At 31.0% G+C, this 25,088-nt stretch carries 24 protein-coding genes; 10 read left to right on the forward strand and 14 right to left on the reverse strand.

What is annotated here, in order from left to right:
- Window positions 1-73: 73 nt before the first annotated feature.
- From mazG to def, 3 genes are all read right to left on the reverse strand, one after another.
- A complete protein-coding gene (mazG, locus tag FJV36_RS09440) occupies window positions 74-856 on the reverse strand; it encodes a nucleoside triphosphate pyrophosphohydrolase (protein ID WP_158729500.1) in 783 nt (260 codons plus the stop codon).
- Between the two features lie 76 nt (window positions 857-932).
- Entirely contained in the window at window positions 933-1,418 is a 486-nt protein-coding gene (locus FJV36_RS09445) for a DUF5606 domain-containing protein (RefSeq protein WP_158729501.1), read from the reverse strand.
- A gap of 84 nt (window positions 1,419-1,502) precedes the next feature.
- Complete coding sequence (gene def, locus FJV36_RS09450) at window positions 1,503-2,090, reverse strand: peptide deformylase (RefSeq protein WP_086453103.1); 588 nt, start codon at window positions 2,088-2,090, stop codon at window positions 1,503-1,505.
- A gap of 192 nt (window positions 2,091-2,282) precedes the next feature.
- On the opposite strand from def, the gene FJV36_RS09455 reads away from it, so the two are divergent.
- Window positions 2,283-4,496, forward strand: a complete 2,214-nt coding sequence (locus tag FJV36_RS09455; RefSeq protein WP_158729502.1) for an FUSC family membrane protein — start codon at window positions 2,283-2,285, stop codon at window positions 4,494-4,496.
- Between the two features lie 62 nt (window positions 4,497-4,558).
- On the opposite strand, the gene FJV36_RS09460 is transcribed toward FJV36_RS09455, so the two are convergent.
- The 3 genes from FJV36_RS09460 to FJV36_RS09470 all read right to left on the reverse strand — a co-directional run bounded on the left by FJV36_RS09460 (window position 4,559) and on the right by FJV36_RS09470 (window position 7,243).
- Window positions 4,559-6,052 carry a malate:quinone oxidoreductase gene (locus FJV36_RS09460; protein WP_158729503.1) on the reverse strand — a complete coding sequence of 498 codons (1,494 nt, stop codon included), beginning with the start codon at window positions 6,050-6,052 and terminating at the stop codon, window positions 4,559-4,561.
- A 118-nt stretch (window positions 6,053-6,170) separates the two neighbouring features.
- Window positions 6,171-6,587 carry a Holliday junction resolvase RuvX gene (gene ruvX / locus FJV36_RS09465; protein WP_158729504.1) on the reverse strand — a complete coding sequence of 139 codons (417 nt, stop codon included), beginning with the start codon at window positions 6,585-6,587 and terminating at the stop codon, window positions 6,171-6,173.
- A gap of 77 nt (window positions 6,588-6,664) precedes the next feature.
- On the reverse strand, window positions 6,665-7,243 hold the full coding sequence (locus FJV36_RS09470; RefSeq protein ID WP_158729505.1) for a hypothetical protein: 579 nt from the start codon (window positions 7,241-7,243) through the stop codon (window positions 6,665-6,667).
- A 339-nt stretch (window positions 7,244-7,582) separates the two neighbouring features.
- On the opposite strand from FJV36_RS09470, the gene FJV36_RS09475 reads away from it, so the two are divergent.
- Genes FJV36_RS09475 through FJV36_RS09485 form a run of 3 tightly spaced genes read left to right on the forward strand, consistent with a single transcriptional unit; the run spans window position 7,583 to window position 11,450 of the window.
- Window positions 7,583-9,499, forward strand: coding sequence for an acyltransferase family protein (locus tag FJV36_RS09475; protein ID WP_158729506.1), 1,917 nt, complete (start codon window positions 7,583-7,585; stop codon window positions 9,497-9,499).
- Between the two features lie 10 nt (window positions 9,500-9,509).
- Window positions 9,510-10,325: a 2,3,4,5-tetrahydropyridine-2,6-dicarboxylate N-succinyltransferase gene (locus FJV36_RS09480; protein WP_158729507.1), complete on the forward strand. Its 816-nt coding sequence runs from the start codon at window positions 9,510-9,512 to the stop codon at window positions 10,323-10,325.
- Between the two features lie 12 nt (window positions 10,326-10,337).
- Window positions 10,338-11,450 (forward strand): glycosyltransferase family 1 protein, encoded by a 1,113-nt coding sequence (locus tag FJV36_RS09485; RefSeq protein WP_158729508.1) that lies wholly within the window; start codon window positions 10,338-10,340, stop codon window positions 11,448-11,450.
- 287 nt (window positions 11,451-11,737) lie between these two features.
- Here FJV36_RS09485 and FJV36_RS09490 read toward each other — a convergent pair whose 3' ends face one another.
- On the reverse strand, window positions 11,738-12,499 hold the full coding sequence (locus FJV36_RS09490; RefSeq protein ID WP_158729509.1) for a glycosyltransferase family 2 protein: 762 nt from the start codon (window positions 12,497-12,499) through the stop codon (window positions 11,738-11,740).
- A 19-nt stretch (window positions 12,500-12,518) separates the two neighbouring features.
- Window positions 12,519-13,274: a Kdo domain containing protein gene (locus FJV36_RS09495; protein ID WP_158729510.1), complete on the reverse strand. Its 756-nt coding sequence runs from the start codon at window positions 13,272-13,274 to the stop codon at window positions 12,519-12,521.
- Between the two features lie 116 nt (window positions 13,275-13,390).
- On the opposite strand from FJV36_RS09495, the gene FJV36_RS09500 reads away from it, so the two are divergent.
- Complete coding sequence (locus FJV36_RS09500; protein WP_158729511.1) at window positions 13,391-14,368, forward strand: hypothetical protein; 978 nt, start codon at window positions 13,391-13,393, stop codon at window positions 14,366-14,368.
- Between the two features lie 2 nt (window positions 14,369-14,370).
- Window positions 14,371-15,561, forward strand: a complete 1,191-nt coding sequence (locus FJV36_RS09505; RefSeq protein ID WP_158729512.1) for a glycosyltransferase family 4 protein — start codon at window positions 14,371-14,373, stop codon at window positions 15,559-15,561.
- Here FJV36_RS09505 and FJV36_RS09510 read toward each other — a convergent pair.
- The 6 genes from FJV36_RS09510 to FJV36_RS09535 all read right to left on the reverse strand — a co-directional run bounded on the left by FJV36_RS09510 (window position 15,551) and on the right by FJV36_RS09535 (window position 20,921).
- The gene (locus FJV36_RS09510) at window positions 15,551-16,399 is read right to left on the reverse strand and encodes a glycosyltransferase family 2 protein (RefSeq protein ID WP_158981049.1); all 849 of its coding nucleotides are present in this window, start codon (window positions 16,397-16,399) and stop codon (window positions 15,551-15,553) included. The genes FJV36_RS09505 and FJV36_RS09510 overlap by 11 nt on opposite strands.
- An 809-nt stretch (window positions 16,400-17,208) precedes the next feature.
- On the reverse strand, window positions 17,209-17,379 hold the full coding sequence (locus FJV36_RS09515) for a hypothetical protein (protein ID WP_158729514.1): 171 nt from the start codon (window positions 17,377-17,379) through the stop codon (window positions 17,209-17,211).
- Between the two features lie 57 nt (window positions 17,380-17,436).
- On the reverse strand, window positions 17,437-18,333 hold the full coding sequence (locus FJV36_RS09520) for an IS1595 family transposase (RefSeq protein WP_158728160.1): 897 nt from the start codon (window positions 18,331-18,333) through the stop codon (window positions 17,437-17,439).
- Window positions 18,334-18,377: 44 nt separating this feature from the next.
- On the reverse strand, window positions 18,378-19,337 hold the full coding sequence (locus tag FJV36_RS09525) for a DegT/DnrJ/EryC1/StrS aminotransferase family protein (protein WP_158728786.1): 960 nt from the start codon (window positions 19,335-19,337) through the stop codon (window positions 18,378-18,380).
- 2 nt (window positions 19,338-19,339) lie between these two features.
- Window positions 19,340-20,140, reverse strand: a complete 801-nt coding sequence (locus FJV36_RS09530; RefSeq protein ID WP_158728787.1) for a glycosyltransferase family 2 protein — start codon at window positions 20,138-20,140, stop codon at window positions 19,340-19,342.
- On the reverse strand, window positions 20,133-20,921 hold the full coding sequence (locus FJV36_RS09535) for an NAD(P)-dependent oxidoreductase (protein ID WP_158728788.1): 789 nt from the start codon (window positions 20,919-20,921) through the stop codon (window positions 20,133-20,135). The genes FJV36_RS09530 and FJV36_RS09535 overlap by 8 nt, the downstream gene beginning before the upstream one ends.
- Before the next feature lie 174 nt (window positions 20,922-21,095).
- On the opposite strand from FJV36_RS09535, the gene FJV36_RS09540 reads away from it, so the two are divergent.
- From FJV36_RS09540 to FJV36_RS09555, 4 genes are all read left to right on the forward strand, one after another.
- Window positions 21,096-21,665, forward strand: coding sequence for an L-threonylcarbamoyladenylate synthase (locus FJV36_RS09540; RefSeq protein ID WP_158728789.1), 570 nt, complete (start codon window positions 21,096-21,098; stop codon window positions 21,663-21,665).
- Window positions 21,666-21,732: 67 nt separating this feature from the next.
- Entirely contained in the window at window positions 21,733-23,160 is a 1,428-nt protein-coding gene (locus FJV36_RS09545) for a CCA tRNA nucleotidyltransferase (protein ID WP_158728790.1), read from the forward strand.
- Between the two features lie 60 nt (window positions 23,161-23,220).
- Window positions 23,221-24,243, forward strand: a complete 1,023-nt coding sequence (locus tag FJV36_RS09550; RefSeq protein WP_158728791.1) for a heme A synthase — start codon at window positions 23,221-23,223, stop codon at window positions 24,241-24,243.
- 52 nt (window positions 24,244-24,295) lie between these two features.
- Window positions 24,296-25,069 carry a CDP-alcohol phosphatidyltransferase family protein gene (locus FJV36_RS09555; protein WP_158728792.1) on the forward strand — a complete coding sequence of 258 codons (774 nt, stop codon included), beginning with the start codon at window positions 24,296-24,298 and terminating at the stop codon, window positions 25,067-25,069.
- Window positions 25,070-25,088: the final 19 nt, after the last annotated feature.

Consider the following 25,088-nt stretch of genomic DNA (forward strand, 5'->3'; position numbering starts at 1 on the left):
TGCAAACTGACAACTACAATCTTTTCGCTTCTTCCCAAAATTGAGTTATTTAGAAATCAGAGATTTCCAATTCCTATTTGTTAGGAAGACGCTTCGCTTCTTCCCAAAAAATATCCATTTCAGCTAGAGTCATATCCATTAAAGGTTTTCCTAACTCTGAAGCTTTACTTTCTAAATATTGAAATCGTTTAATGAATTTTTTATTGGTTCGTTCCAAGGCATCTTCGGGATTAACATTCAAAAATCGGGCATAATTAATCATTGAAAACAAAACGTCACCAAACTCCGCTTCTATCTTATCCTGATCTCCCGCTTGCACTTCAACTTGTAGTTCCTCTAATTCCTCTTGCACTTTATCCCAAACTTGATGCGTCTCTTCCCAATCAAATCCTACTCCTTTCACTTTATCCTGAATGCGACTGGCTTTGACTAAGGCTGGCAAACTTTTAGGAACTCCTTCCAAAACAGATTTCTTACCTTCTTTAAGTTTTAATTTCTCCCAATTTTGCTTGACTTCTTCTTCGTCCTTCACTACTGTATCACTATAAATGTGGGGATGACGGTGTATCAATTTTTCAGAAATTTCATGACACACATCAGCAATATCAAAATCACTAGTTTCACTTCCTATTTTAGCATAAAAAACAATGTGCAACAAGAGATCTCCCAATTCCTTCTTCACTTCACTTAAATCATTATCTAAAATAGCATCACCAAGTTCATAGGTTTCTTCAATGGTAAGATGACGCAAGGATTGCATGGTTTGTTTTTGATCCCAAGGGCATTTTTCCCTCAAATCATCCATTATAGTAAGTAATCTGTCAAATGCTTGTAGTTGTGCGGCTCTTGTATTCATCAATATTGTTTTGGTAAAAATAAAAAAATCCCATTCAAGAACGTCCTGAATGGGATTAAATATTTTAAAGCTTTTGTTATTCTTTTTTAGCTTTTGCTTTTTTAGCTGGTTTTTCTGCAACTTCTTCATTAACTTCTTCAACTGCTGGTGCGCTTGGCTCTTCGGCAGTAGCTGGAGCATCATCATTAAGCAATTCTTTTGATTGTAAAATTCCGTACCAGTTTAATATTTTTTTAATATCAGATGGGTATACTCTATCTTCATCATAATTAGGCAAAATGGCTTTGAAATACTCCATTAATTTTGCATTTTCAGCTTTATGTGATAAAGCTTCACCTTTATTTTCTTTATCTGCAATAGTTTGCATGATTTCAGATAATGGTTTTTCACCTTCGTAAGTATAAATCGAAATTTCAGAAAGTAAGCTTACATTACTTTTTAAGTTTACTGTAATTTTTTTTCCATCAGCTAATGACTCAGCCACAAATCCTGATCTAGTTTGTACTTTCAAAATGTATAAACCTGGTTTTCCTGAAATGGCTAATATTTTTTCTAAATTCATGGTTCGTGTAATTGTTATTGAAAATTGGATTAATTAATTTTATCTAGGTACCCAAAAATTGTACCACGCTTGCACTAGCTTGACTTATCTTCCCTTTTTTCCGAAAAATTTCATTCGGTACTCTTGAAAAGTTTTCCCTTCTAATATGTTTTTTAATTTCTTTTGAATTAATCTTTTTTTTAAGGACGAAATTTTATCCGTAAATAAAACGCCTTCAATATGATCGTATTCATGTTGAATTACGCGGGCTATGAGTCCGTCAAATACTTCTGTTTTCATTACAAAATCTTCTTCGCAATACTCTAATGTAATCGTTGGATTTCTGTAAACATCCTCTCTTACATCGGGAATACTTAAGCATCCTTCATTAAAACTCCATAATTCCCCTTCTTCTTTTACCATTCTAGCATTGATAAAAGTTTTTTTAAACCCTTTCAATTTATTTTGCTCTGTAGAATCTAGTTCATCGTCATCGCTAAAAGGAGTTGTATCTATTACAAATATGCGTAAAGCAAGACCTACTTGAGGAGCTGCAAGACCCACACCATGAGCATTATACATGGTTTCATACATATTTGAAATGATTTCCTTTAAATTAGGAAAATCTGCGGTAACAAGTTCTCCTGTTTTTCTTAAAACGGGATCGCCGTAAGCTATAATTGGTAAAATCATTGTACAGTGTTAAAATTAGGAGCTAAAAAATATGGTATCCAGCTTTTTTATTCAGTCTGCAAAAATAGTAAAAAATAAACAATGAATATTATACTATCAATTTTTAAAATAAATTAAATCTTTTAGACAGAAGTACGCTGTTTATACCTCTTTTAACTTTTTCAAATCTTATCTTTGTTACAACCTAGAAATATGCTTACAGAGATTCAAAAATTTATAGATACGGCTTCTTTTACAAACGCACTAAAAGTAACTATTGCGGCGGTAATTCCTGTAGTTGTTTTCACTTATTTTGGTACGTTTAATATAGGTTTTGTACTGGCACTGGGAGCTATATTTGTATATCCAAGTGACATAGCAAGTAGCTTAAACCAAAAAATGTATGGCATTGTACTTACGGCAATATTAACTTCTATTATTACGCTAATAGTCAATATCTTTTTTCCTTACAAAGTCTTATTCTACCTCGTAATCACTTTATTAATTTTTTCTATTTCAATTGTATCTGTCTATGGGCAAAGGGCTAGTATGTTATCCTTTTCTTGCTTGGTAGCTTTGGCTTTAGCATTTTCTAATACAGCTTCAGGTTGGCCTATGTTTTTTCACGCGCTTTTAATTTTTGCTGGTGGGATTTTTTATTTACTAGTTTCTCTTGTGTTTCATTATCTAAAACCAAATAGATATTTAGAACTGCAAGTACAGGAATGCATGAAACTTACCGCGAAATATTTAAAACTTAGGGGTGATTTGTGGTCCTTAAACGCAGATCGAAAAGCAATTACCAAAAAGCAGCTTCATTTACAGGTAGAACTCAACGTCATTCATCAGAATATTAGAGAAGTATTAATACCCAATCATAGCATTAATGGCTCCTCTGCTGCAAATAGAAAAATGCTTGTTGTCTTTATTTGCCTTGTTGAAATTCTTGAATTGGCTTTATCAACAGCATTTGATCATAAAAAACTACACGATAAATTTGACGATCATCCAAAAGTATTAGCTACCTATCAAAAGCTGGCGTACCATTTGGCGTCAAGCCTACAAATTTTTTCAAAAAGTATTAAAAAAGGAAAAACACAACTCGATAAACTTTCATTTTGGGAAGACATAAATGCCTTGCAAATTGTGATCACTCAATACGAGATAACACTTGGTAAACAACAAGCAGTAGAAGGAGTTTTTATGCTAACCACCATGTTACAGTATGCAGACAAGCAAGTTGATAAAATAAAGACTATTGAACATGCTTTTACAAGAGATTATAACACACTTGATTACAAAGGTCTTGACAAGGATATAGAGAAATTTTTAGCTCCACAACATTACCCATGGACAACATTAAGAGAAAGCCTCAGTTTTTCATCCTCTATATTTAGACATTCCTTACGAATAACAGTTACCTTAATAATAGGCTTAGCACTAGGGAACTACTTCCCTTTTCAAAACGCTTACTGGATTTTGTTAACCATTATCGTGATTATGAAACCAGGATATGGTTTAACCAAAGAACGCACGTTTCAACGAATAACTGGAACTATCCTCGGTGGAATTATTGCTTTTGGAATCCTTTATTTCATTAAAGATAATTTTATAATTAGCATGTTTTGTATTATTTGCATGCTGCTTGGGTTTGCATTTTCACAAACTAATTATAAAATCGGGGCTACATTTGTAACCATGTATGTGGTTTTTATTTACGGAATACTAACTCCAAACGTGAATGAACTTGTACAGTATAGAATTGTAGATACTCTTGTAGGAGCTTTATTAGCAGCTGTAGCCAATTACTTTTTATGGCCTACTTGGGAATTTTTGAGCGCTCCCGCAACGATTAAAAAGGCAGTACTTGCCAACCAAAACTATTTAAAAGAAATTTCTATTTATTACAATACCAAAGGTACGCTTTCAACATCTTACAAACTAGCTCGAAAAAATGCGTTTATAGAAATAGGAAATCTAATGGCTTGTTACCAAAGAATGGTTCAAGAACCCAAAACAAAACAATTACACTTAGAACAAGTGTATGAATTAGCCGTTTTAAACCATTCTTTACTTTCCTCGATTGCTTCATTAGGAACTTATATCCAATCCCATAAAACTACTGCGGCATCAGAATCATTTAATGTAGTAGTAAATACAGGAATTCAAAATTTACAAAATGCTATCGAAACTTTAAATGGTAAAAATCTAGCAATTACACCTTCATCTGTAAACGAATTAAAACTAAGATTCACAGAACTAAAAAATATTCAACAAAGAGAAATCAGCATTCATAAAAACAGCACTGAAACTGATTTTGACTCGGTTATGCAAGAGGCGCAACTAGTTATAGAACAACTCATGTGGCTGATTAACTTATCTGAAAAAATAGTTCAAACCACACAAACTTTAAAGAGTATTAGCTAAAAAAAACGCTAGAACATGAAATATGCTCTAGCGTTTTTTTATAAATATGAATCGCCCAAATATTAATTTAACTTCAATACTTTGGCCGTATTTTCACGAACTTCTTTTAATAGTTCAGGGTTTTCATTTAATTTCTGTCCAAATGATGGTACCATAACTTTAAGTTTATCTTGCCATTCTTGAGTTTGATATTCGTCTACAAAACACCTGCTAATCAAGTCAATCATTATAGAAACAGCAGTAGATGCCCCTGGAGAAGCTCCTAACAATACCGATAATGTTCCATCAGCAGTTGTAATTACTTCGGTACCAAATTCTAGAATACCACCTTCCTTTTCATCTTTTTTAATAACTTGAACACGCTGACCGGCACGTTCTAGAACCCAATCCTTAGAGCGTGCACCTGGCACATACTCACGTAAAGCATTAATTCTGTCTTTTTGAGATTGACGCACTTGTTCTATCAGATACTTAGTAAGCGGAATATTTTTGATACCCGCTGCAATCATAGGTATAATATTATCTGTCTTTATAGACAAAGGCAAATCAGAATAAGAACCATTTTTTAAAAACCGAGTTGAGAAACCTGCAAATGGTCCAAAAAGCAATTGTTTTTCTCCATTGATAACTCTTGAATCAATATGTGGTACAGACATAGGCGGAGCGCCCACGCTAGCTTTACCGTATACTTTAGCTTGATGCTTTGCAATCACATCAGGATTAGTACATTTTAACCATTGACCACTTACTGGGAATCCACCATATCCTTTTCCTTCTGGAACATCCGCTTTTTCAAGTAAAGGTAAAGAACCTCCACCAGCTCCAATAAAAACAAACTTAGTATAGGCTTTACGTATTTGGCCGTTAGCCAAATTCTTTATTTTAATTCTCCAAGATTTATCTTCTCGCTGTCTTAGCTTTAGAACTTCATGATTAAAATGAATCGTAACACCATCTAGACTAGTAAGGTAATTAAAAATACTTCGAGTTAATTCTCCAAAATTCACATCGGTACCAATTGCCATTGTAGTAGCAGCAACTTTATCAGTCTCGTCTCTACCTTCCATTACTAGAGGCATCCATTTCTTTAATTCAGAAAAGTTTTCGCTAAAAATCATTTCCTTAAAAAGAGGATTGGCTTGTAAGGCTTCAAATCTTTTTTTAAGATAATCTATATTTTTTTCGCCCCAAACAAAACTGAGATGAGGAATGCTTTTGATAAATTTTTCAGGAGAAGGAACTTTATTTTCTTGAACCAAATAAGCCCAAAATTGTCTTGAAACTTCAAATGATTCAGCAATACTTATTGCTTTATTTGGATTTATACTTCCATCTTCGCCCTCCGGAGTATAATTTAGCTCACAAAAGGCGGAGTGGCCAGTTCCTGCATTATTCCATGCATCAGAACTTTCGGCTGCTGCCATATCTAATCGTTCGTATATTTCGATTGTAATATCAGGCTTCAATTCTTTTAAAATTAAACCTAGAGTGGCGCTCATAATTCCAGCACCTATAAGAACTACTTCACTTTGGGTACGTATCGTTGTATCAGGCATAATAAGATTTTAAAATGCAAAGATAAATTATTAAATTCCAAAAAAAAGTATAAATCGGAACCAAAAAGTTACATTTTTAAAACATTTTTCTCAAAAAGTAAACATATTCTCTTGAACCTTAAAAAGATTTTCTATTTAGGTAATCTTGCAGCATGATAGTGGCTGCAATTTCATCTATGAGCGCTTTATTTTGACGCTGCTTTTTACTCATTCCGTTGTCTATCATGGACTGAAATGCCATTTTGGATGTAAAGCGTTCGTCTACACGAATGACTTTCATATCCGGAAAATGATTGGTAAAATGAGTCACAAATCCTTTTACAATGGAAGCACTTTCAGAGGGTAGTCCATTCATTTGTTTCGGTTCTCCTATTAAAACAGCCTCTACTTTTTCTTTAGCAAAATAATCTTTTAAAAAAGCGATTGCAGTACTAGAAGTCACTGTCGTCAAACCTGACGCAATAATCTGCATTTCGTCAGTAACTGCAATTCCTGTTCTTTTTTGTCCGTAATCAATGGCGAGTATTCTTGGCATATTAAAATATAAAAACTTAGTACTAAAATTAAAATTAGCTAATTAAAATGCTAAGATAAAGTTATTATTTAATTAGCTTAATATTGGCTGAATATATTTCTTATTTTAAGAATTTCAGAAGTGTTAACATTGATCAAGATTGGCTTTCTGTTTTTATAAAACTGAAAACTAAGTGTCTTTATATTTTTAAATTCAAGGAGCTCCTCTTCGTTATAATTCAACTCAAATTGATGCATTAAACGAGAATCACTTTGAAAACCCGTAACAATTTCGACTTTTTTATCCTCATTATCTTTAATAGACTCGGTATCGGTTTTTGTTTCTGTATGTATACTTTTACTGTAATTTTTGATCGTTTTAGAGTAAATTCTATCGTTTATTTTCACATAAACCACGCTGTCTATTTTGCCAAAATCTTGGCTTGTAAACAAATTAAAAAAGGAACTAAATGTATCAGATTCTTTCTTTTTTTCTAAGACAAAATCATTATTTGCATAAAAGATTTCACTGTTATTTTTAATAAAATACCTTTGTTTACAAGAGACTACAATGGTGTTTTTAATTGAATCTGTTTGTCTATAGATGCCATTTGAAGAATAGAGACCACAACTTTGAAAAACAAATAATAGTATCCCAATTAGTATAATTCTTTTCATAAATATAACTTTTACAAAAAGGTAATAGCACATACAATGCCAAAATATCAAAATTAATTCACAAATTTTATCGCTAAGTCTTGGAGTACATTTATAATTTAACTCTAATTTAGATCTTATTTCATTTTTATTAATACAAAAACTTTCTAAACTATACATAATTCATCCAAAGTGAACGATCTCAATAATTAAAGGACTTGGGTTTTAATGTTAGTCTAAAACTCTAATCTCATAACAGCGGTGATTTATAAATTTAAGTTAGATCTGTAACATTTTAGTCTGTTTTTAACTGTTTTGCTTTTGGTTAAAAATTCTATCTTTGCTGCAAAATTAAACTTAATGAAACCCAATTTTTCTTATCGTTCTGACATTGATGGAATTAGAGCAATAGCTGTTATATTAGTAATTTTATACCATGCAAATTTTAGACTTTTATCAGGTGGCTTCATTGGAGTTGATGTGTTTTTTGTTTTATCAGGGTTTTTAATTACATTGACTATCGATAAAGAAATGATCACTAATTCTTTTTCTTTAAAGCAGTTTTATTTAAGAAGAATTAGGAGAATAATTCCCGTTCTTTTCTTTGTTATGTTAATTGTAACTATTCCTGCATGTTTCTTTTTATTTTCCAATCATCTTGAAACATATTCAAGAACTTTAATCCAAACCCTGCTTTGCACCAATAACTTCTACCTTTGGATAAACAATGGGGATTATTTTGCAGAAAATTCAGATTTAATTCTATTTTTGCATACTTGGTCCCTTTCAGTTGAGGAACAATTCTATTTTTTGTGGCCATTTTTATTGTTCCTAATGCACAAAAAATTTAGTTTTCAAAAAAGACTTATTTTAATTTCATTTTTGGTACTCCTTGGCATATTACTTTCGGTTTATTTTACAAACACAAACCAAACTTTAGCCTACTTTTTACTTCCTGCGCGTATATTTGAACTTTTAATTGGTGGCTGTCTAGCGATGTTTTGGGAAAAATTACCTTCGTTGTCAAAAACAAAAAACAGTATATTATCAATCATCGGGTTATCATTGATTATTATTCCTGCTGTACTATTAAATAAATCCAGTTTATTTCCAGGTTTAAATGCTTTGTGGCCATGTCTAGGGACGGCTTTACTAATATATACAGGAAAAGACTATAAAAATAAAGGTTTAGTAAACTTGCTGTTACAAAATAAAGTTTTGGTTTTTCTAGGTTTACTTTCCTACTCTTTATATTTATGGCATTGGCCCGTATTTGTTTTTGTAAAATATTTCGGAATTAGTCTTGATGGAGGGGTAAGAATAGGATCGCTGATTTTTATTTTACTTTTATCCTATTTTTCTTGGTACTTTATAGAACAACCTTTCAGGACAAAATACAAATATGATTTTAAAAAGACAGTACTTGTTGTTTTAGCACCCTGTTTTATAGTAATTACGCTCATATACGCCATTATAGATACTTACGATGGTTTTCCTAACAGATTTCCTGAATTAACAGAATTTATACCCGATACCAACCATCCAAATAAAATAAGAAAACAATGTTTTGATAAATTTAAAATAGGGAACTGCGAAGAATGTTTCTTAGGAATAAAAAAAGACACATTAGATGGTGTTTTACTTGGGGATTCATTTGCAAATCATACTGCTGCATTTCTAAATGTTTTAGCAAAAGATGCAGGATTGTATATACACGATAGTGCCGCAGGAGGATATCCACTTATGAATTCTTTGAATAATGATAACTCACCTAAATTTCCAAGAAAATATGCTTTAGACAGGCTGGAATATGCTGAAAAATTTAAAAATATTTTTATTGCTGCTAGCTGGGAAAGTCTTTCTGAAGATAACAACAAAGCAACATATCTTAACACAATAAAGACTTTGGAAAGATTAGTGAAAACTGGAAAAAAAATAATTATTTTTGAGGCCCTAAGAACAACAACAGAGATCAATTTACATAGGGCAAAATTAGTCAAAGCAAAAATACCTGTTTATTTTTCTCAGCGTGAATTTTCATTTATTCAATACAAGCGACCAAAAAATTACATTATAAACGAAATAAAGAGAAAATTTCCCTCTATAATTATAATAAATCTTAATGATGTAATGTGTAAAGATGGGAAATGCGAAATAGACATTAACAATACAATTGTTTATAGAAACCCCGACCATTTGAACACCAGCGGAGCAAAATTCATAGGTGAAAAATACATTAAAATAAAAGGAAATCCCTTAAAAAATTTAAAACCATAATATTAAAAAGATGAATCCATTACAAACAATTATAGAGCAAGCTTGGGAAAATCGTGCCTTGTTACAAGAAACCCCAACAACAGATGCTATTAGAGAAGTTATAGAACTTTTAGACTCCGGAAAATTACGTGTTGCAGAGCCTCTTGAAAATGGATGGCAAGTAAACGAATGGGTAAAAAAAGCAGTGGTAATGTACTTCCCTATCCAGAAAATGGAAACATGGGAGTCTGGTATTTTTGAATACCACGACAAAATGCTATTGAAAAGAAACTATGCCGAAAAGGGAATTCGTGTGGTACCAAATGCAGTAGCGCGATACGGTGCTTACATTTCAAGTGGTGTAATTTTAATGCCTAGTTATGTAAATATTGGTGCTTATGTGGACGAAGGAACAATGGTTGATACTTGGGCAACAGTAGGAAGTTGCGCTCAAATTGGGAAAAATGTACATTTAAGCGGTGGTGTAGGAATTGGTGGTGTACTTGAGCCATTACAAGCTGCGCCAGTAATCATAGAAGATGGAGCTTTTATTGGATCTCGTTGTATTGTAGTTGAAGGTGTACACGTGGGTAAAGAAGCAGTTCTTGGCGCTAATGTTTGCTTAACAGCCTCTACTAAAATTATTGATGTTACCGGAGAAACTCCAGTTGAAATGAAAGGATACGTACCAGCTCGTTCTGTAGTAATTCCTGGAAGTTATACAAAATCATTTCCAGCAGGAGATTTTCAAGTACCTTGCGCATTAATCATTGGAACTCGCAAACCTTCAACAGATTTAAAAACATCATTAAATAATGCCTTACGTGAATATGACGTAGCGGTTTAAAAAAAAAATCAGATGAATATTGGCTTTGAAGCAAAAAGAATCTTTCATAACAAAACAGGACTTGGTAACTATAGTCGTGATTTAATACGTTTACTAAGCCAATATTATCCTGATAATATTTATGCCTTATACAACCCAAAAAAGGCATCGCAAACCTTATTTAAAACTAATAACATTAATGTTTTTGAGAAAAAACCTCAGTCTCCTTTTTACCAAAAATTTTATAATTTATGGAGACAAAAAGGAATTGTACAGGATTTAACAAACGACAACGTTACAATTTTACATGGTTTGTCAGGTGAAATTCCTTCTGGACTAAACCAATCCAATATAAAAAGTGTAGTTACCATTCACGATCTAATTTTTGTAAAATTCCCTCATTTATATTCCTTTTTTGACCGCAAAATTCACTTTTATAAATTCAACAAAGCTGCACATCAAGCAAATTGTATCATTGCAATAAGTGAACAAACAAAAGCAGATATTATAGAGTACTTGAAAGTTGATCCCGAAAAAATAAAAGTAATTTATCAAGGATGCCACGCTGTTTTTAAAAAAGAATTCACTGAGAACGATAAAAAAAAGGTTGTATCAAAATACAATCTACCAAAAGAGTTTATTCTTAACGTGGGTACTATTGAAACTAGAAAAAATATTTTACTAGCTGTTAAAACACTCCATAATATAAATACTTGTTTAGTAATTGTAGGCAAAGACACTAATTATGCCATTGAAGTAAAAAGTTACATCAAGAAACACAATTTAGAACATAAAGTGATTTTCTTAAAGGGACTGTCTCTTGAAGAGCTGGCGATAGTATATCAACTAGCTACGATTTTTGTTTATCCATCATTATATGAAGGTTTTGGAATTCCTATTATTGAAGCATTATATTCAAAAACTCCAGTAATATCAACCCAAGGCGGGGTTTTTCCAGAAGCTGGGGGACCAAATTCAATATATATCAACCCAACAAATGCAATAGATCTTGAACATGCCATACAAAAATTATTGGTTGACAAAGAGCTTCAAAAAGATATGGTGGAAAAAGGTTTTAAATTTGTGCAAAAATTCAACGATGATGTTATTGCTCGTCAAGTTATGGATGTATACAAAAATCTCTAATAATTTATAACAATCAAATATCCATAATTTTGAATAAATGATGTTGTCATTTATTTTAATACCAAATCTTCCAATTAAAAATAGGACTCATTGAACTACTGAGAATTCAGTTATAGATTAAAAATTATCTGAACGACCTAACATTCTAATAAATTAAGATTATAGAATTTATACTAGATTTTTCCCAAAATTGAAATTACTTTAATCTCAATAAAAGATATTGACAAACAATTATTAATCCGAATTTAATAAAGTGCATAACAATTAAAATAGATCACAATCAATAACTATTTTTTGTCTAAAAAATAGAGCTCATTCGTTTTAATACACTTAACACCTGTATAAAAAGCAGAAAAATAAGACCAATAAAAACCCTCTTTTCCATTTAAGAAGTTTAGTTCGATAAAATATTTTTTAATAAATTCAAATTTTATTTTAATGATAATTTCAAAAAGAGAATATTTCTTGTTTTTTTTGAATTTGCTCTCAGCATAAAGCTGTGTATATTTATTTAGCTTGTTAATATACACATTTAACGACTCAGAGGTGTAATGTAGATAAACATTTTTAAGATGGCGTGTTTTGCCATTTACATGAACACTTTCATGAACACTATTGCTATTAAATTGACCGCTTTTTTTATTAAATAAACGTAAAACGCTTCTACTACTTTCATTTCCATATTTAAAAGCTCTTCCTAGAAAAACATGCCTGCAATTTATATAATAGCCATAAATATCTGGATTATTTGCTTCAAACTGATCTTTAATCTCCTCTATTAATTTGTCCGATAAAACTTCGTCTGCATCCAAAGATAAAATCCAATCATGAGACGCTTGCTCAACTGCAAAGTTTTTCTGTTTGCCGTAATTAACAAATTTATTAAATATAACTTTTGCATTATATTTTTCACAAATAGCCACAGTTGAATCAGTGCTACCAGAATCAATTACTATTATTTCTTCTGCCCAATATAATTTTTTCAAGCATTCTTCAATAATTCTTGCCTCGTTGTAAGCTATAATAACAACAGATAATCTAATTTTCATAATCTTATTAGTAACTACTCTATGCTTTTTTAAAAAATAATTTGATCTTTCGTTTCCTAACTTGCTTTTTATTGTAACTCGTCATATAAAAAACTAATTTTTCAAAAGTTTCTTCAAAAGATTTATTGTACAATTTAGCGTATTCACGACTAATTGTAATAACCATATCGGTCCTTGTTACAAGTTTACTCAAGTTTTTTATTCTCTTATCGAAAGACATTTTTTTATGAAAATTCATTCTATTCAAATCAACTAAGAAGAACTCATATTTTCCTTCTGAACTTTTCTTAATTAAAGTATTACCTGGAGAATGATCTAAAAATTCAATTCCCTCTTCATGCAGTGTGTAACAAAAGTTTGTAAACTGTAATAAAATATTAGTTAAATCCGGGTAGTTTTCAGTCTCAACTAAATCTCTAAACAAAAAATCATAGTATAAATGCTCACTTACATAATAACTATGTGACAACCCTAGCAGGTCATAATTTTCTACTGAAGCTATAGGATTTGGAGTATTGAGACCTTTTTTCAATAAAATTTCAGCAAACTCAAAAGATCGAAGTGCTTTAGATTTCCTAAAAACAGCATAGATTATTTTATTAAAAAAAAATGGCTTTTTGAATGATTTAACATTGTAATTAACTCCATTACCAGAGAAAAATTTTATTTCATTTCTCTTTCCTTTATCAACGACTTCGCCACTTATATCAAATTTGTTAATCAAGCTTAATATTTCATCTTTGCAATAATCTTTTTGAACTTTAATCCGATACATCTTTTTATTGCAAAAATAAAAGATATTTCCTCAAAATAAGATAATTTGGCCTAAAATAATTTGTGTTTTCTATTATTTATTACTGGCAGAAAATCTAAATTTGCAAAAATGAAAATATGAAAAAAAAAATCTGCGTAATAAGTTTTGACCATTGGGGCTATGACCATAACATAGTAGATGCCCTGACAGAGAAAGGAATTGAATCTATTCATATTAAAATTGGCAATTTTAAACATAAAAATTTTTTTCATCAAATAACAAATTCACTATTTAAAATTTTTACGAACAAAAATCCTAAAAATAAAAAAAGACAAGATTATATTATTGACACCTTAAAAAATATTGGTAGACAAGATCAAATATTAGTAATTAGTCCTGAAACTATAGATTTAGAGTACCACTTAGAAATAAAAAAATTCACTTCGAGATACATAGCCTACCTTTGCGATAGTTCAAATAGAGCTCCAATAGCGCATTTATTAAAAAATGTTTTTGACGAAATTTACTCATTTGATCAAGATGATGTTCTAAAATATAATTTAAAAAAAACAACAAATTATATACCGTTATTGAGAAAGCTTGAAACTAGTAAAAAAACAATACATCAAGCTATTTACATAGCTTCTTTTGACAAAAGAGTAAAATCAATTCTCAACATATCAAAAAAATTAGAAGAGTATAAAATAAATCACCTCTTTATTATTGTTGGAAAAAAAGTTTTAATCAAACAGATACTTAGTTTATTTAAAAAGAAGCAATCAATTGCATACAGAAGTAAAAAAATATCAAAAGAACAAATGTATGCACAGTACCAAGAAAGTGATGTGATTTTTGATTTAGTTCGGGAAAATCAAACAGGACTAAGTTTTAGAGTTTTTGAGGCAATGGCTTTACAAAAAAAATTAATAACCGATAATACAACCATTTCAAACTATAGTTTTTACAATGAGAATAATATTTTTGTAATAAACGAAACAAATATGGACTCCATGTATAATTTTTTCTCTACACCTTATGAACAATTACCTAGTTCAATATATAGAGAGTATACCGTAGCTAGCTGGAGTGATACTATATTTGGCTTAAAACAATAAAAATGAATATTCTTATCTTAACAAGGGAATACAAACATGATCTTCTACCTGGTTGTGGGGGTACTGGATCATTTTATACAATGTTCTCGAAAGAATTAGTGAAAAAAGGTCATTCTGTCTACGTATTTGGTATTGCCAAAACAAATATAGAATTCAAAGACGAAGGTGTTCATGTAAAATTTGAAAAAAATTTATTTAAAAAAAGCAACTTTTACAACCTAATGCGATCAATTTCAGGTAAGATTAAATGCTTACAGAAATTACATTTCAAAATTCATCGATTAGAAAAAAAAGCAATTGCAAATAAGCTGTACAATTATATTAAACAAAATAATTTATCGATTGATATTATTGAAACTCATGATTTTGAAGGACTTTCTTTGTATTTAGATAATAGTACTCCATACGTAGTACGTTGTCATGGATCCTATTCTATTTTAGGTACCTATTTTGGATATAAGTTTGACATCGGAAGGGTTCAATGTGAGAAAGAAGCATTCAAAAAGGCAAAAAATATAATAGCTATTTCAGAATTCTCTATCAAGGCAAATACTGAATTATTTGGTATAAATAAATTTGAACTTATTTATAACGGGATTGATACTGATAAATTTATAGTAAACAAACAATCTAAGATAATTCAAAAATCAATATTTTTCTTTGGTAATATATCAATTGAAAAAGGAGCTGATATAGCCATACAAGCTTTTGTAGCTTTAATAAAAACTGAACCCGATGCCACCTTACATTTTTTAGGCAAAGAAGGAAAATACACAAACGAACTAGTCAAAATAATAAAAAACCAAAATATTGAAGAAAAGGTCTTTTTTTATGGGATAAAAAACACCAAGGAAGCAATTGAAATCATATCTAAAGCTGCTGTGGTTATTTGTCCTTCTAAAGGTGAAACTTTTGGCTTAGCTTTATGCGAAACAATGTCACTTTCCAAACCGGTTGTTACTTCTAATATAGAATCATTTCAAGAAATTATTGAAAATAGAGAAAATGGCTATATTGCAAATAATATTGAAGAGTACGTATCTTATATTAGTTATTTATTTGAAAATGAAGAGGAATCACAAACAATTGGATTACAGGCAAGAAATACAATCATTGAGAAATTTAGCCTAGATAAAACAATTCAAAACTCATTAGACTATTACACAAAGGTGATGGATGACTTTAAATCTTAGTATAATTATTTACAGTCCCAATTTGTTTTTTAGATTCAGAAATTAACAACAGATTCATAAATCCCTTTAACAATTTCCATTTTAATTTGTTAGATTTTAAATACATAAAATGTTTAACTCTTTTTGACTGGAATTCTTGAATCATTTTAGTGTCTTGATAAAACAAAGGAAAAATATTTTTTAAAACTTCTTGTTTTTCCACAGTAATTTTCTGTAAATTTTCTTTTCTACTTGATAATCCGCTATCATCAAAATCTGAAATTACTATGTCTAAATGCTGATACTTTTCATTCATTTTGCAAATACAATAAATAAAAAACTCCCAATCAGATATAATTTTTAGTGATTCATTGTATAAAAAATATTTAAAAAATAAATCTTTTTTAATAAAACTTGCAGGATGTGGTAGTGAATTATTAAGGAAGTAAGAAAATGACAGCTCAGCAGGAGGCGTCCATAATAGCGTTCTTTTCCCTTTGTTGCTATAAAATAAATTACCATAGTAAATACTTGCTTTACCGTCTAATTTATTAAAAACTTGAGACAGTACCGTTTCATTTACTAGAAAGTCACCACTATTTAAAAACAATAAATACTCGCCTTTTGCAACTTTAATTCCTTTATTCATTGCGTCATAAACTCCTGAATCTTTCTCAGAAATTGAATAATCAATGCGTTTATTATCTTGAATTAATGCTGCGCTTCCATCATTACTCCCGCCATCTATAACTAGATACTCAAAATCCTGCCATGACTGGTTAATGACACTATTTATAGTTTTTTGCAAACCAAGTTTGTCATTATAATTTATTGTAATAATTGATAATTTTTTTGTCATTAATTTACTTTAAAAATTTATTCTCATAAACTGTTTGAATACCATCTTTGAGAGAAATACTATATTTCAATCCTACATTGGTTAATTAGTAACATCCGTTAATTCCCTTGGAGGTACCATCAGGTTTTGCAATATCAAAAACTATTTTTCCTTGAAAACCTGCAATCTCTTTACGAGATTACAAAATCTTCTGGTTTAACTTGTTGTAAGATCAACCAAATTGCCTCAACATAAGCTTGAGTTTGCCGCCATCGCTCTAAGCTTCTATAATAAAAAACAAATTATTTCATACATAACTAATGCCATTTGAGCAACATCTCTTGTTACTTTTCTATTTACATCTTTCGCTCATCTTAACAGACTTTCATGACCAAAAAGAACAACATTACACATATACATATCATAGGGTTCTCTGTAATTTACTGTAATCTAATCTTACAACATCTAGAATTCCCAGTATCCCTACTCCATGGGTATTTTTACTATATTCTGGCACAACAAAACATACTTTTACAGGACTCATAGCGCCACGCCTAAATTATAAATTTTATCAGGTTGCGGTGGTTTGATTATACGTGTCAAGTTTGTAGACTCGTATAAAATAACTCAATAAAATTCAAAATGCTGATTATGTATACATGAATCTTCATAAACATGAATCTTGATAAACATGGTCAATTCTTTGTGTATTAAACAAGGAACTTCTTCTTTTTTACTCCGTGTACTATATACCTTTTAACAATAATAATTCAGCTAAATAAGCATCGTCTTGCCCCGTAATTGATGCGCCTTCTATTATGCTTTCCTTTTTAGAAAAACTTAGGAATTGCAACTTCCATAAATTTTTCTGTTACAAATTTAATTTTTTCTTCGTTGATATATAAATGATTAGGGAGATAAAGTCCATAATCGTGAACAATATCAGCCACTTCAAGTGGTGTGTAACCAAATCGTTTTATCCAAAATGGTTGTTTACCCATTGAGCCACAAATTAAAGGTCTAACTTCAATACCATTATTTTTTATAGAGATGTAAAGTTATTTACTTGTTTTAATTGTTTGTAAACCAATGTGCTTTTGGTTAATCATTCTTGTGATTAGATTGTCAAATATGGTTTGCTTGTGTATTGACCTGTTTAATCGATAGCTATACTCGTCTAAATACTTTTCAATATTTTGTTCATGCATCCAAGAATATGTACTTCTTAACCATGATTTTACTTGATGTATTATTGTATTTATCTGGAAAAAATCAGAAGTATTACTTTTAATTTGTTCAATATCATATTCCATTTTCAATGGTTTATACCCAGTCCATTTATCGGTTTTTACCTTTGCTTGGGTTGATATATGACTATGAAAAATTTTACCAAGTTCATCAGAAGAGTAATCGTCAATTCTTTTGAAATATGCTCTTTTTATGCCTCCTTCATCATCAATTTCAACCGCTGCCACAATCTTCTTTTTTTTACTATCGTTGCTTCTTCCTTGTTTCAGATCTTCCTTACCGCCATAAACAAATTCATCAACATAAACGGTGCCAACAACTGGGTTCAGCTCACTGCTTTTCATTGCTGAACGGACTTTGTGCATAAACAGCCATGCTGTTGGACGACTAATAGAATAACGTTTTGCCATCTGAGAAGAAGATAAACTTTTTGTGGTGGCACTCATTTCAAAAACAATTCCAAAAGCTTTTCGGATTCCAAATTTTACCTTGTGAAAAATTGTATTGGCAGTAGGACTTTCTACATGATGACATAAATTACAATCTCGGGCATAGTTTAACTTACGAATGGTAAACTTATTGTGATTGCATTTTGAACACTTAAAAGCGCCTTTCCATTTTATTGAAGCCAAATATTCCAAACAGTCTAAGTCTGTTTGGAATGTGTCAAAAAAATCGATAATACTTTCTCCTTTGAATGATTCCATAACCTTTTTTGTTTTCCGAAATATAAGAAAATATCTTTACAGCTCTAATTTTTTAAATGGTTAAAAACCTCTACTCTATTTTCTACAATCGTTCCGAAAGCAAAACTTGACAACTGATTGTATTGGCTTTCTTGACTCCAGTATTTGTCACCCAAATACTTTTTATACAATTTAAAATTTTCTTGTCTTACTTTTGTAATTTCCTCCATTTTAGTAAGTTGACTTATTCCTAAAAAGGCATTTAAATCTGTAGAACGCAAATTAAATCCTGGATAGTAAAAAGTATAAAACTCCCTAACTTCATCAATATTGAAGGTTTCTTTCCATTCGTTTTTAAAATTACTATCAACATCTCTTGACCAACCGTGAGAACGAATAGATAACATCAAATTATACAATTTGGTATCATTCGTGGTAACTGCACCACCCTCAATAGTAGAAATATGATGGCCATAATAAAACGAAAATGAACCTGCTAGAGATAAATTTCCAGCTTTTCTTCCGTCAGTATAGGATGTTCCTAGAGCTTCGCAGGCATCTTCAATTAATAAAACGTCATATTTTTGACATAATTTGGTAATGGCATTCATATCGTTAAGATGTGCAAGTACGTGCACAACTATCAATAATGCTGGTTTTTCATTAATGAATAATTCTTCAAGTTTAACAACATCTAAACCTAAACTTTGCTTGTCACTATCACACAATAAAACATCAAACCCAAACTGCAAGAAAGGAGAAAGTGTTGTTATCCAACTAATTGCTGGCACTACAACCTTTTTATTTTTTAGATAATCACCTTCTAGTAAGGAATAAGCCATCAATAAATTAGCTGATGAACCACTATTTACCATTACACAATGTTTTGTTCCAGTGTATGCCGCAAATTGTTTTTCAAATTCAACAACTAATGGTCCTTTGGTTAATTGTGCCGCACCGGGAATCCATTGGCTTAAAGCTACTAATTCTTCCTGAGTTATAGTATTTTCTGCTAGTCTTATCATGTCTATTTTTTAATTTTAACTTTTTTTATCAATGAAAATATATTGTAATTTTTAATTAGTTTTGCCAAATAAAAATATACTCTAGCATCATTGTATGCGTTTTTAATTTTTTTCTGTTTTGAGGAATCCGACAAGGCATCAATAGTAATTGACTTATCGTGAGCTCTAAAAATTGCTAATGGTTCATTAATAAAACCATATAACGGATAATCAATACAACTCATAATTGAAAATAAAATATCAGGTCCAACGCCGTGGTATTCATTTTGAGTAAAAGGAATTTTCCCCACGAACAAATTATCCAGAAGTAGTTTTTTTCTAAAAATAACAGCACCTGGCGAAACCATATTGTTCTTACTTAATTTTAAAAAATTCTTAACTGGAAAAACGCCAGATGTATCATTTAATTTGAACAATTTTTCGCTGTATTCATTTTGATTTTCATAATAAACCATTACGTTAGAAAACACAAAACCTACTTTTTCATCAAATAATTTAACACAATCTTCAATAAAATTAGGCTTTATCCAATCATCATCATAATTAATGTGAATTAAATCATTGGAACAATGCAAAATTCCATCCATCCAGCAAAAGTGTACACCCGAATCTTTTTCTCTTCTAACGTATTTTATTTTATCTCCATATTTTTTAACCACTTCAGGCGTATTGTCAGTACTACCATGGTCGCACACAATTATTTCACAAGCCTGTGTTTGGGCTAAGCATGAATCTATACATTCAATTAAATAATCAGCTCTATTAAATGTTGGTATTACTATTGAAACTTGTTTGTTAGTCATTTTTTATAATAGAATTTAATAATGAAATATCGGCATTTAAATGATTAACAGTTTCAGTATCATCAAAATCAAAATTTATTTTTTGAGGTGCCATTTTTTGTGCAAAATCAATAATTTTTATCGATTTACCAGAGGCGATATTAATTGTTCCTTCATAGTTACCAAGAACTAATTTGATAATGATATCGCAAGCTTCTTCGGCATTTAAGAAATCTCTCGTTGAATTGGCTCCAAATAATTTGAATGGCTTTGATAAATCTTCCTCTTCAAAACGCTTCATTAAGTTTGGATATAAAAAAGGGGGAAGTTGTGATTTATGATAAAAACTAAATATGCGTCCGATACACAAATTAATATTTGAATATTTTTTCTTAAAATCATTGAGCAGCATTTCCGACATCCATTTTGTTAATCCATAGGAATTTATAGGATTAACAGTATCACTTTCATTCAATATTTTAGAGGAACTTTCATAAACATGACTAGTACTAGCATAGAAAAAACCTATAGGTTGGTTGTGAATTTTTATTGCTTTAATTAAATTAATCGTACCTGAAATATTTACGTCATATGCTTCATGAATATTATTCTCAACATCAGAAACTGCAACTTTTGACGCCAAATGAATAATGTATGTTAATTTGTTATTTTTAACCCAATCTATAACTGCATTATCGTCTCTAATATCAGTATTAAATGTAGAAAATTCAATGTTATCTTTTTCTAACTTATTACAAATAATTTTCCCTAAAACACCAGAAGCTCCTGTAATTCCTATCATTTTAAAATTGATTTATAATCATTTCAGTTGTGAAAAAAGAACCCTTTCACATAGATTATTTAGCTGACAACAAAGATAATTTTTTTAGTAAAAAAAACTAACAATTCAAGAAAACAAAGCACTTTAATAATTTAATCGTAAAGTTATATCTTTGCAAAATTTTAAAATTAGTTTATGAGCGATATTAACACCGAAATACACAATGCTTTCGAAATCATTAAAGAGGGCGGTATTATCCTTTACCCTACAGACACCGTTTGGGGCATAGGCTGTGACGCCACGAATCCAGAAGCTGTCGCCAAAATATACAAACTCAAACAAAGAGCCGAAACACAAAGCATGATTGTTTTGATGAACGGAGAAAAAATGATGTATAATGTTTTTAAGGACATCCCTGAAGTAGCCTGGCAACTTATTGATTTATCTGAGAAACCTACGACTATAATATTGGACAAACCAAGAAATGTAGCGCCAAATTTAGTTTCAGTAGACAACTCATTAGGAATACGAATTGTAAAAGAGCCATTTTGCTTTAAGTTAATGGAAAAGATGAAAAAGCCACTGGTATCAACATCAGCAAATATTTCGGGACAACCTACTCCTATTGCTTTTAAAGATATTAGTCCAGAAATTATAAAAGGTGTAGACTATGTTGTAAATTTGCATCGCGAAAAAATCGCCGGTAAACCTTCGACAATTATAAAATTGACGAATGATTCTCAGGTGAAAGTGATTCGAAAATAGTTTGCAGTATTCAGTTTCTAGTTTTCAGTTTACCAACTTTAGACTTTAGACTTTAAACATTTTTAAAATGAGCATTAAAACTTCATATAAAGAAGCCTTAAATAATAAAATTTTCGAAGTCATCTCTCAAGCTTCACAAGAACTCAACGTAGACAGCTACGTAATTGGAGGTTTTGTGCGAGATCTACTTTTAGGTAGAGATTTCAAAAAAGACATCGACATTGTTGCGGTAGGAAGCGGAATTGAGTTGGCTTTAAAAGTATCTCAATTGCTTCCTAACAAACCAAAAGTTCAGGTTTTCAAGACATACGGAACAGCAATGTTGCGCTTTGAGGATACAGAAATTGAATTTGTAGGTGCTCGAAAAGAATCCTATCAATCTGATAGTCGTAATCCTATTGTTGAAAACGGTACACTGCAAGATGATCAAAACCGACGCGATTTCACAATCAATGCACTTGCTTTAGCTTTGAATAAAGATAATTTTGGAGAATTACTAGACCCCTTTAACGGTCTTGAAGATTTAAAAAATAAGGTTTTAAAAACCCCCTTGGATCCTGATGTTACTTTTTCTGATGATCCGTTGCGGATGTTGCGAGGCATCCGTTTTGCGAACCAATTGGGCTTTGATATAGAAGAAAATTCGTTTCAATCCATTACAAAGAACGCAGAGCGAATCAAAATTATTTCTGGAGAGCGCATCGTGGATGAATTGAATAAAATACTTTCAACAGATCAACCTTCAATCGGATTTTTACATTTGTTCAAAACACGACTTTTGGATATTATTCTTCCCGAGTTAACGGCTTTGAACCAAGTTGAAGAAATAGAAGGTCACACCCACAAAAATAATTTCTACCACACGCTGGAAGTGGTTGACAATATTTGTCCAAATACGGATGACGTTTGGCTCCGCTGGTCTGCATTGTTGCACGATATAGGAAAAGCTCCAACAAAACGTTTTAATAAAAAACAAGGTTGGACATTTCACGGGCACGAATTTCTAGGTGGGAAAATGGCTAAAAAAATATTTGAGCGTTTGCACATGCCATTAAACCATAAAATGAAATTTGTTCAAAAAATGGTCATGATGAGTTCTAGACCTATTGTTCTTTCCCAAGATACTGTAACTGATAGTGCGGTGCGCCGTTTGGTGTTTGATGCTGGTGAAGACGTAGAAAACTTAATGACACTGTGCGAAGCGGATATCACAACAAAAAACCCAAACAAATTTAAAAAGTACCACAAAAACTTTGAAATAGTTCGAAAAAAAATTGTGGAAGTTGAGGAACGTGATCAAGTACGTAATTTTCAACCGCCGATATCTGGTGAGGAAATTATGGAGCATTTTAACATAAAACCCTCTAGGGAAATTGGCCTCATAAAAGAAGCAATAAAAGAGGCAATTCTTGAGGGTGAAATCCCAAACGAATATGATGCAGCTTTTGATTTTATGCTAAAAAAAGCATCTAAATTAGGTTTAGTCAAAGTTTAACTATTGTCTAGTGACCTACTCCATAGAAATGAGATAATTTTACAACAAAATAGAATTCCTGTGCAAAAATACTTTCTAAAATCCGCAAAAATAGCTCTCGTTTTAGTTTATCTAGTCATCTTTGCAGGTGCCTTTGTTCGATTGACTGGCTCTGGAATGGGCTGCCCAGACTGGCCTAAATGTTTTGGGTATTACATTCCACCAACAGACCAAAAAGAGCTTTTGTTTACACCGAATAAAGAGTACAATAAAGGCCAAGTAATTATAAAAGAAGAATCATTATTAGTTGCTAAAGAGGATTTTGTTGCTAAAGAAAATTTTGAAACACCTAATTGGATACCTTATCAAAAACACGATTATGCCATTTTTAATCCTATTCACACTTGGGTAGAATACATCAATAGGCTCTTTGGTGCCCTAGCCGGAATTGCATGTGTTCTAACACTCATACTTTCTTTTGGATATAGAAAACAACAAAAAAATCTTATTTACATGTCCTTTTTTGTGTGTGTTCTTATGGCATTTCAGGCTTGGCTAGGGAAAACAGTTGTAGATTCTGTACTGAGTCCGTATAAAATTACCACACACATGCTCGCTGCTTTGTTAATCCTAGCTATACAACTTGTGGTTATTTACAGCGTAAAAACAAATAACAAACCAGTGGTCTTCAACACAAAATTCAATACTATTTTACTTGTTTCATTAGCACTGACAATCGTACAGATTGTATTGGGTACAGATGTAAGAGAACATGTTGACATTGTTTCTAAAACAGGAGCGCCAGAGTTCATGTGGCTTCAAAACCCAACTGTAGAATTTTACATTCACAGATCTTTTTCGATACTTGTGCTTGCTATTAATACTTATTTATTTTATATCAATAGCAAACTAAATTTAAATGCAAGTAAATTAAAATGGGTCATGTTCCTGCTTGCTTTTGAAATTATTTCGGGTATTGCAATGTATTATTTTGATTTTCCTTTTGGCACACAAACTATCCATATCGTTATAGCAACCCTACTTTTCGGGGTTCAATTTTATTTGGTTTTAGAGTCTTATTCGCAAAGAAAAAAACAACTTTAAAATCCGTTCTTGACTATATTGTCACATCTATTTTTGCTTACTAATTATTAAAATGTCTAAACTTGCAGCTCAAGATAAATTTTTAGATTTATCAGATTACGGGAGATTTTTTGGAAAATTTCTTGCCAACCAATTAAAAGATACACGCTTCACTCCCATTCATGTTACACTCCTTTTTGGCATTTCTGGATTACTTGCCATTTACAGTATTTTGCAAGGACATTACTTTTGGGCAGCCTTTTTTTTACTCTTAAAATCAGGAATTGATGCTGCCGATGGTGAGCTTGCCAGATTAAAAAAAACACCTTCTTACACGGGTAGATATCTTGACAGTGTGTTTGATATTATATTGAATTTTTTGTTTTTAATGACTATTTGCTATGTCTCTAAAACTACTTTACTTCCTACAATTTTAGCGTTTATTGGTATTCAATTACAAGGTACTTTATACAATTATTACTATGTTATTTTACGAACAAAATCTGTAGGAGGAGATACTACTAGCAAAATATTTGAAAATAAATCTCCACGAGCTTTACCAGGAGAAACACAAAAATCAGTTGACATTTTATTTACTATTTACACAATCGTTTACGGTGTGTTTGATAAAATTATTCATGCACTTGATCCTGATGCATACAAAGTAAAAACATTTCCAAACTGGTTTATGACCTTGCTTTCTATTTACGGATTAGGTTTTCAATTGTTAATTATTGCTACTTTACTTGCGCTTGACTGCATTGAGTACATCATACCTTTCTTTATCTTTTACACTACTTTTATTTTAGTCTTAATAGGTATTAGAAAACTTGTTTTTAAGACATAAACCCATCATAGACAATATC

Origin of the sequence: Flavobacterium sp. I-STPP5a (genome assembly GCF_009764685.1) — a bacterium.
Taxonomy (GTDB): Bacteria; Bacteroidota; Bacteroidia; order Flavobacteriales; family Flavobacteriaceae; genus Flavobacterium.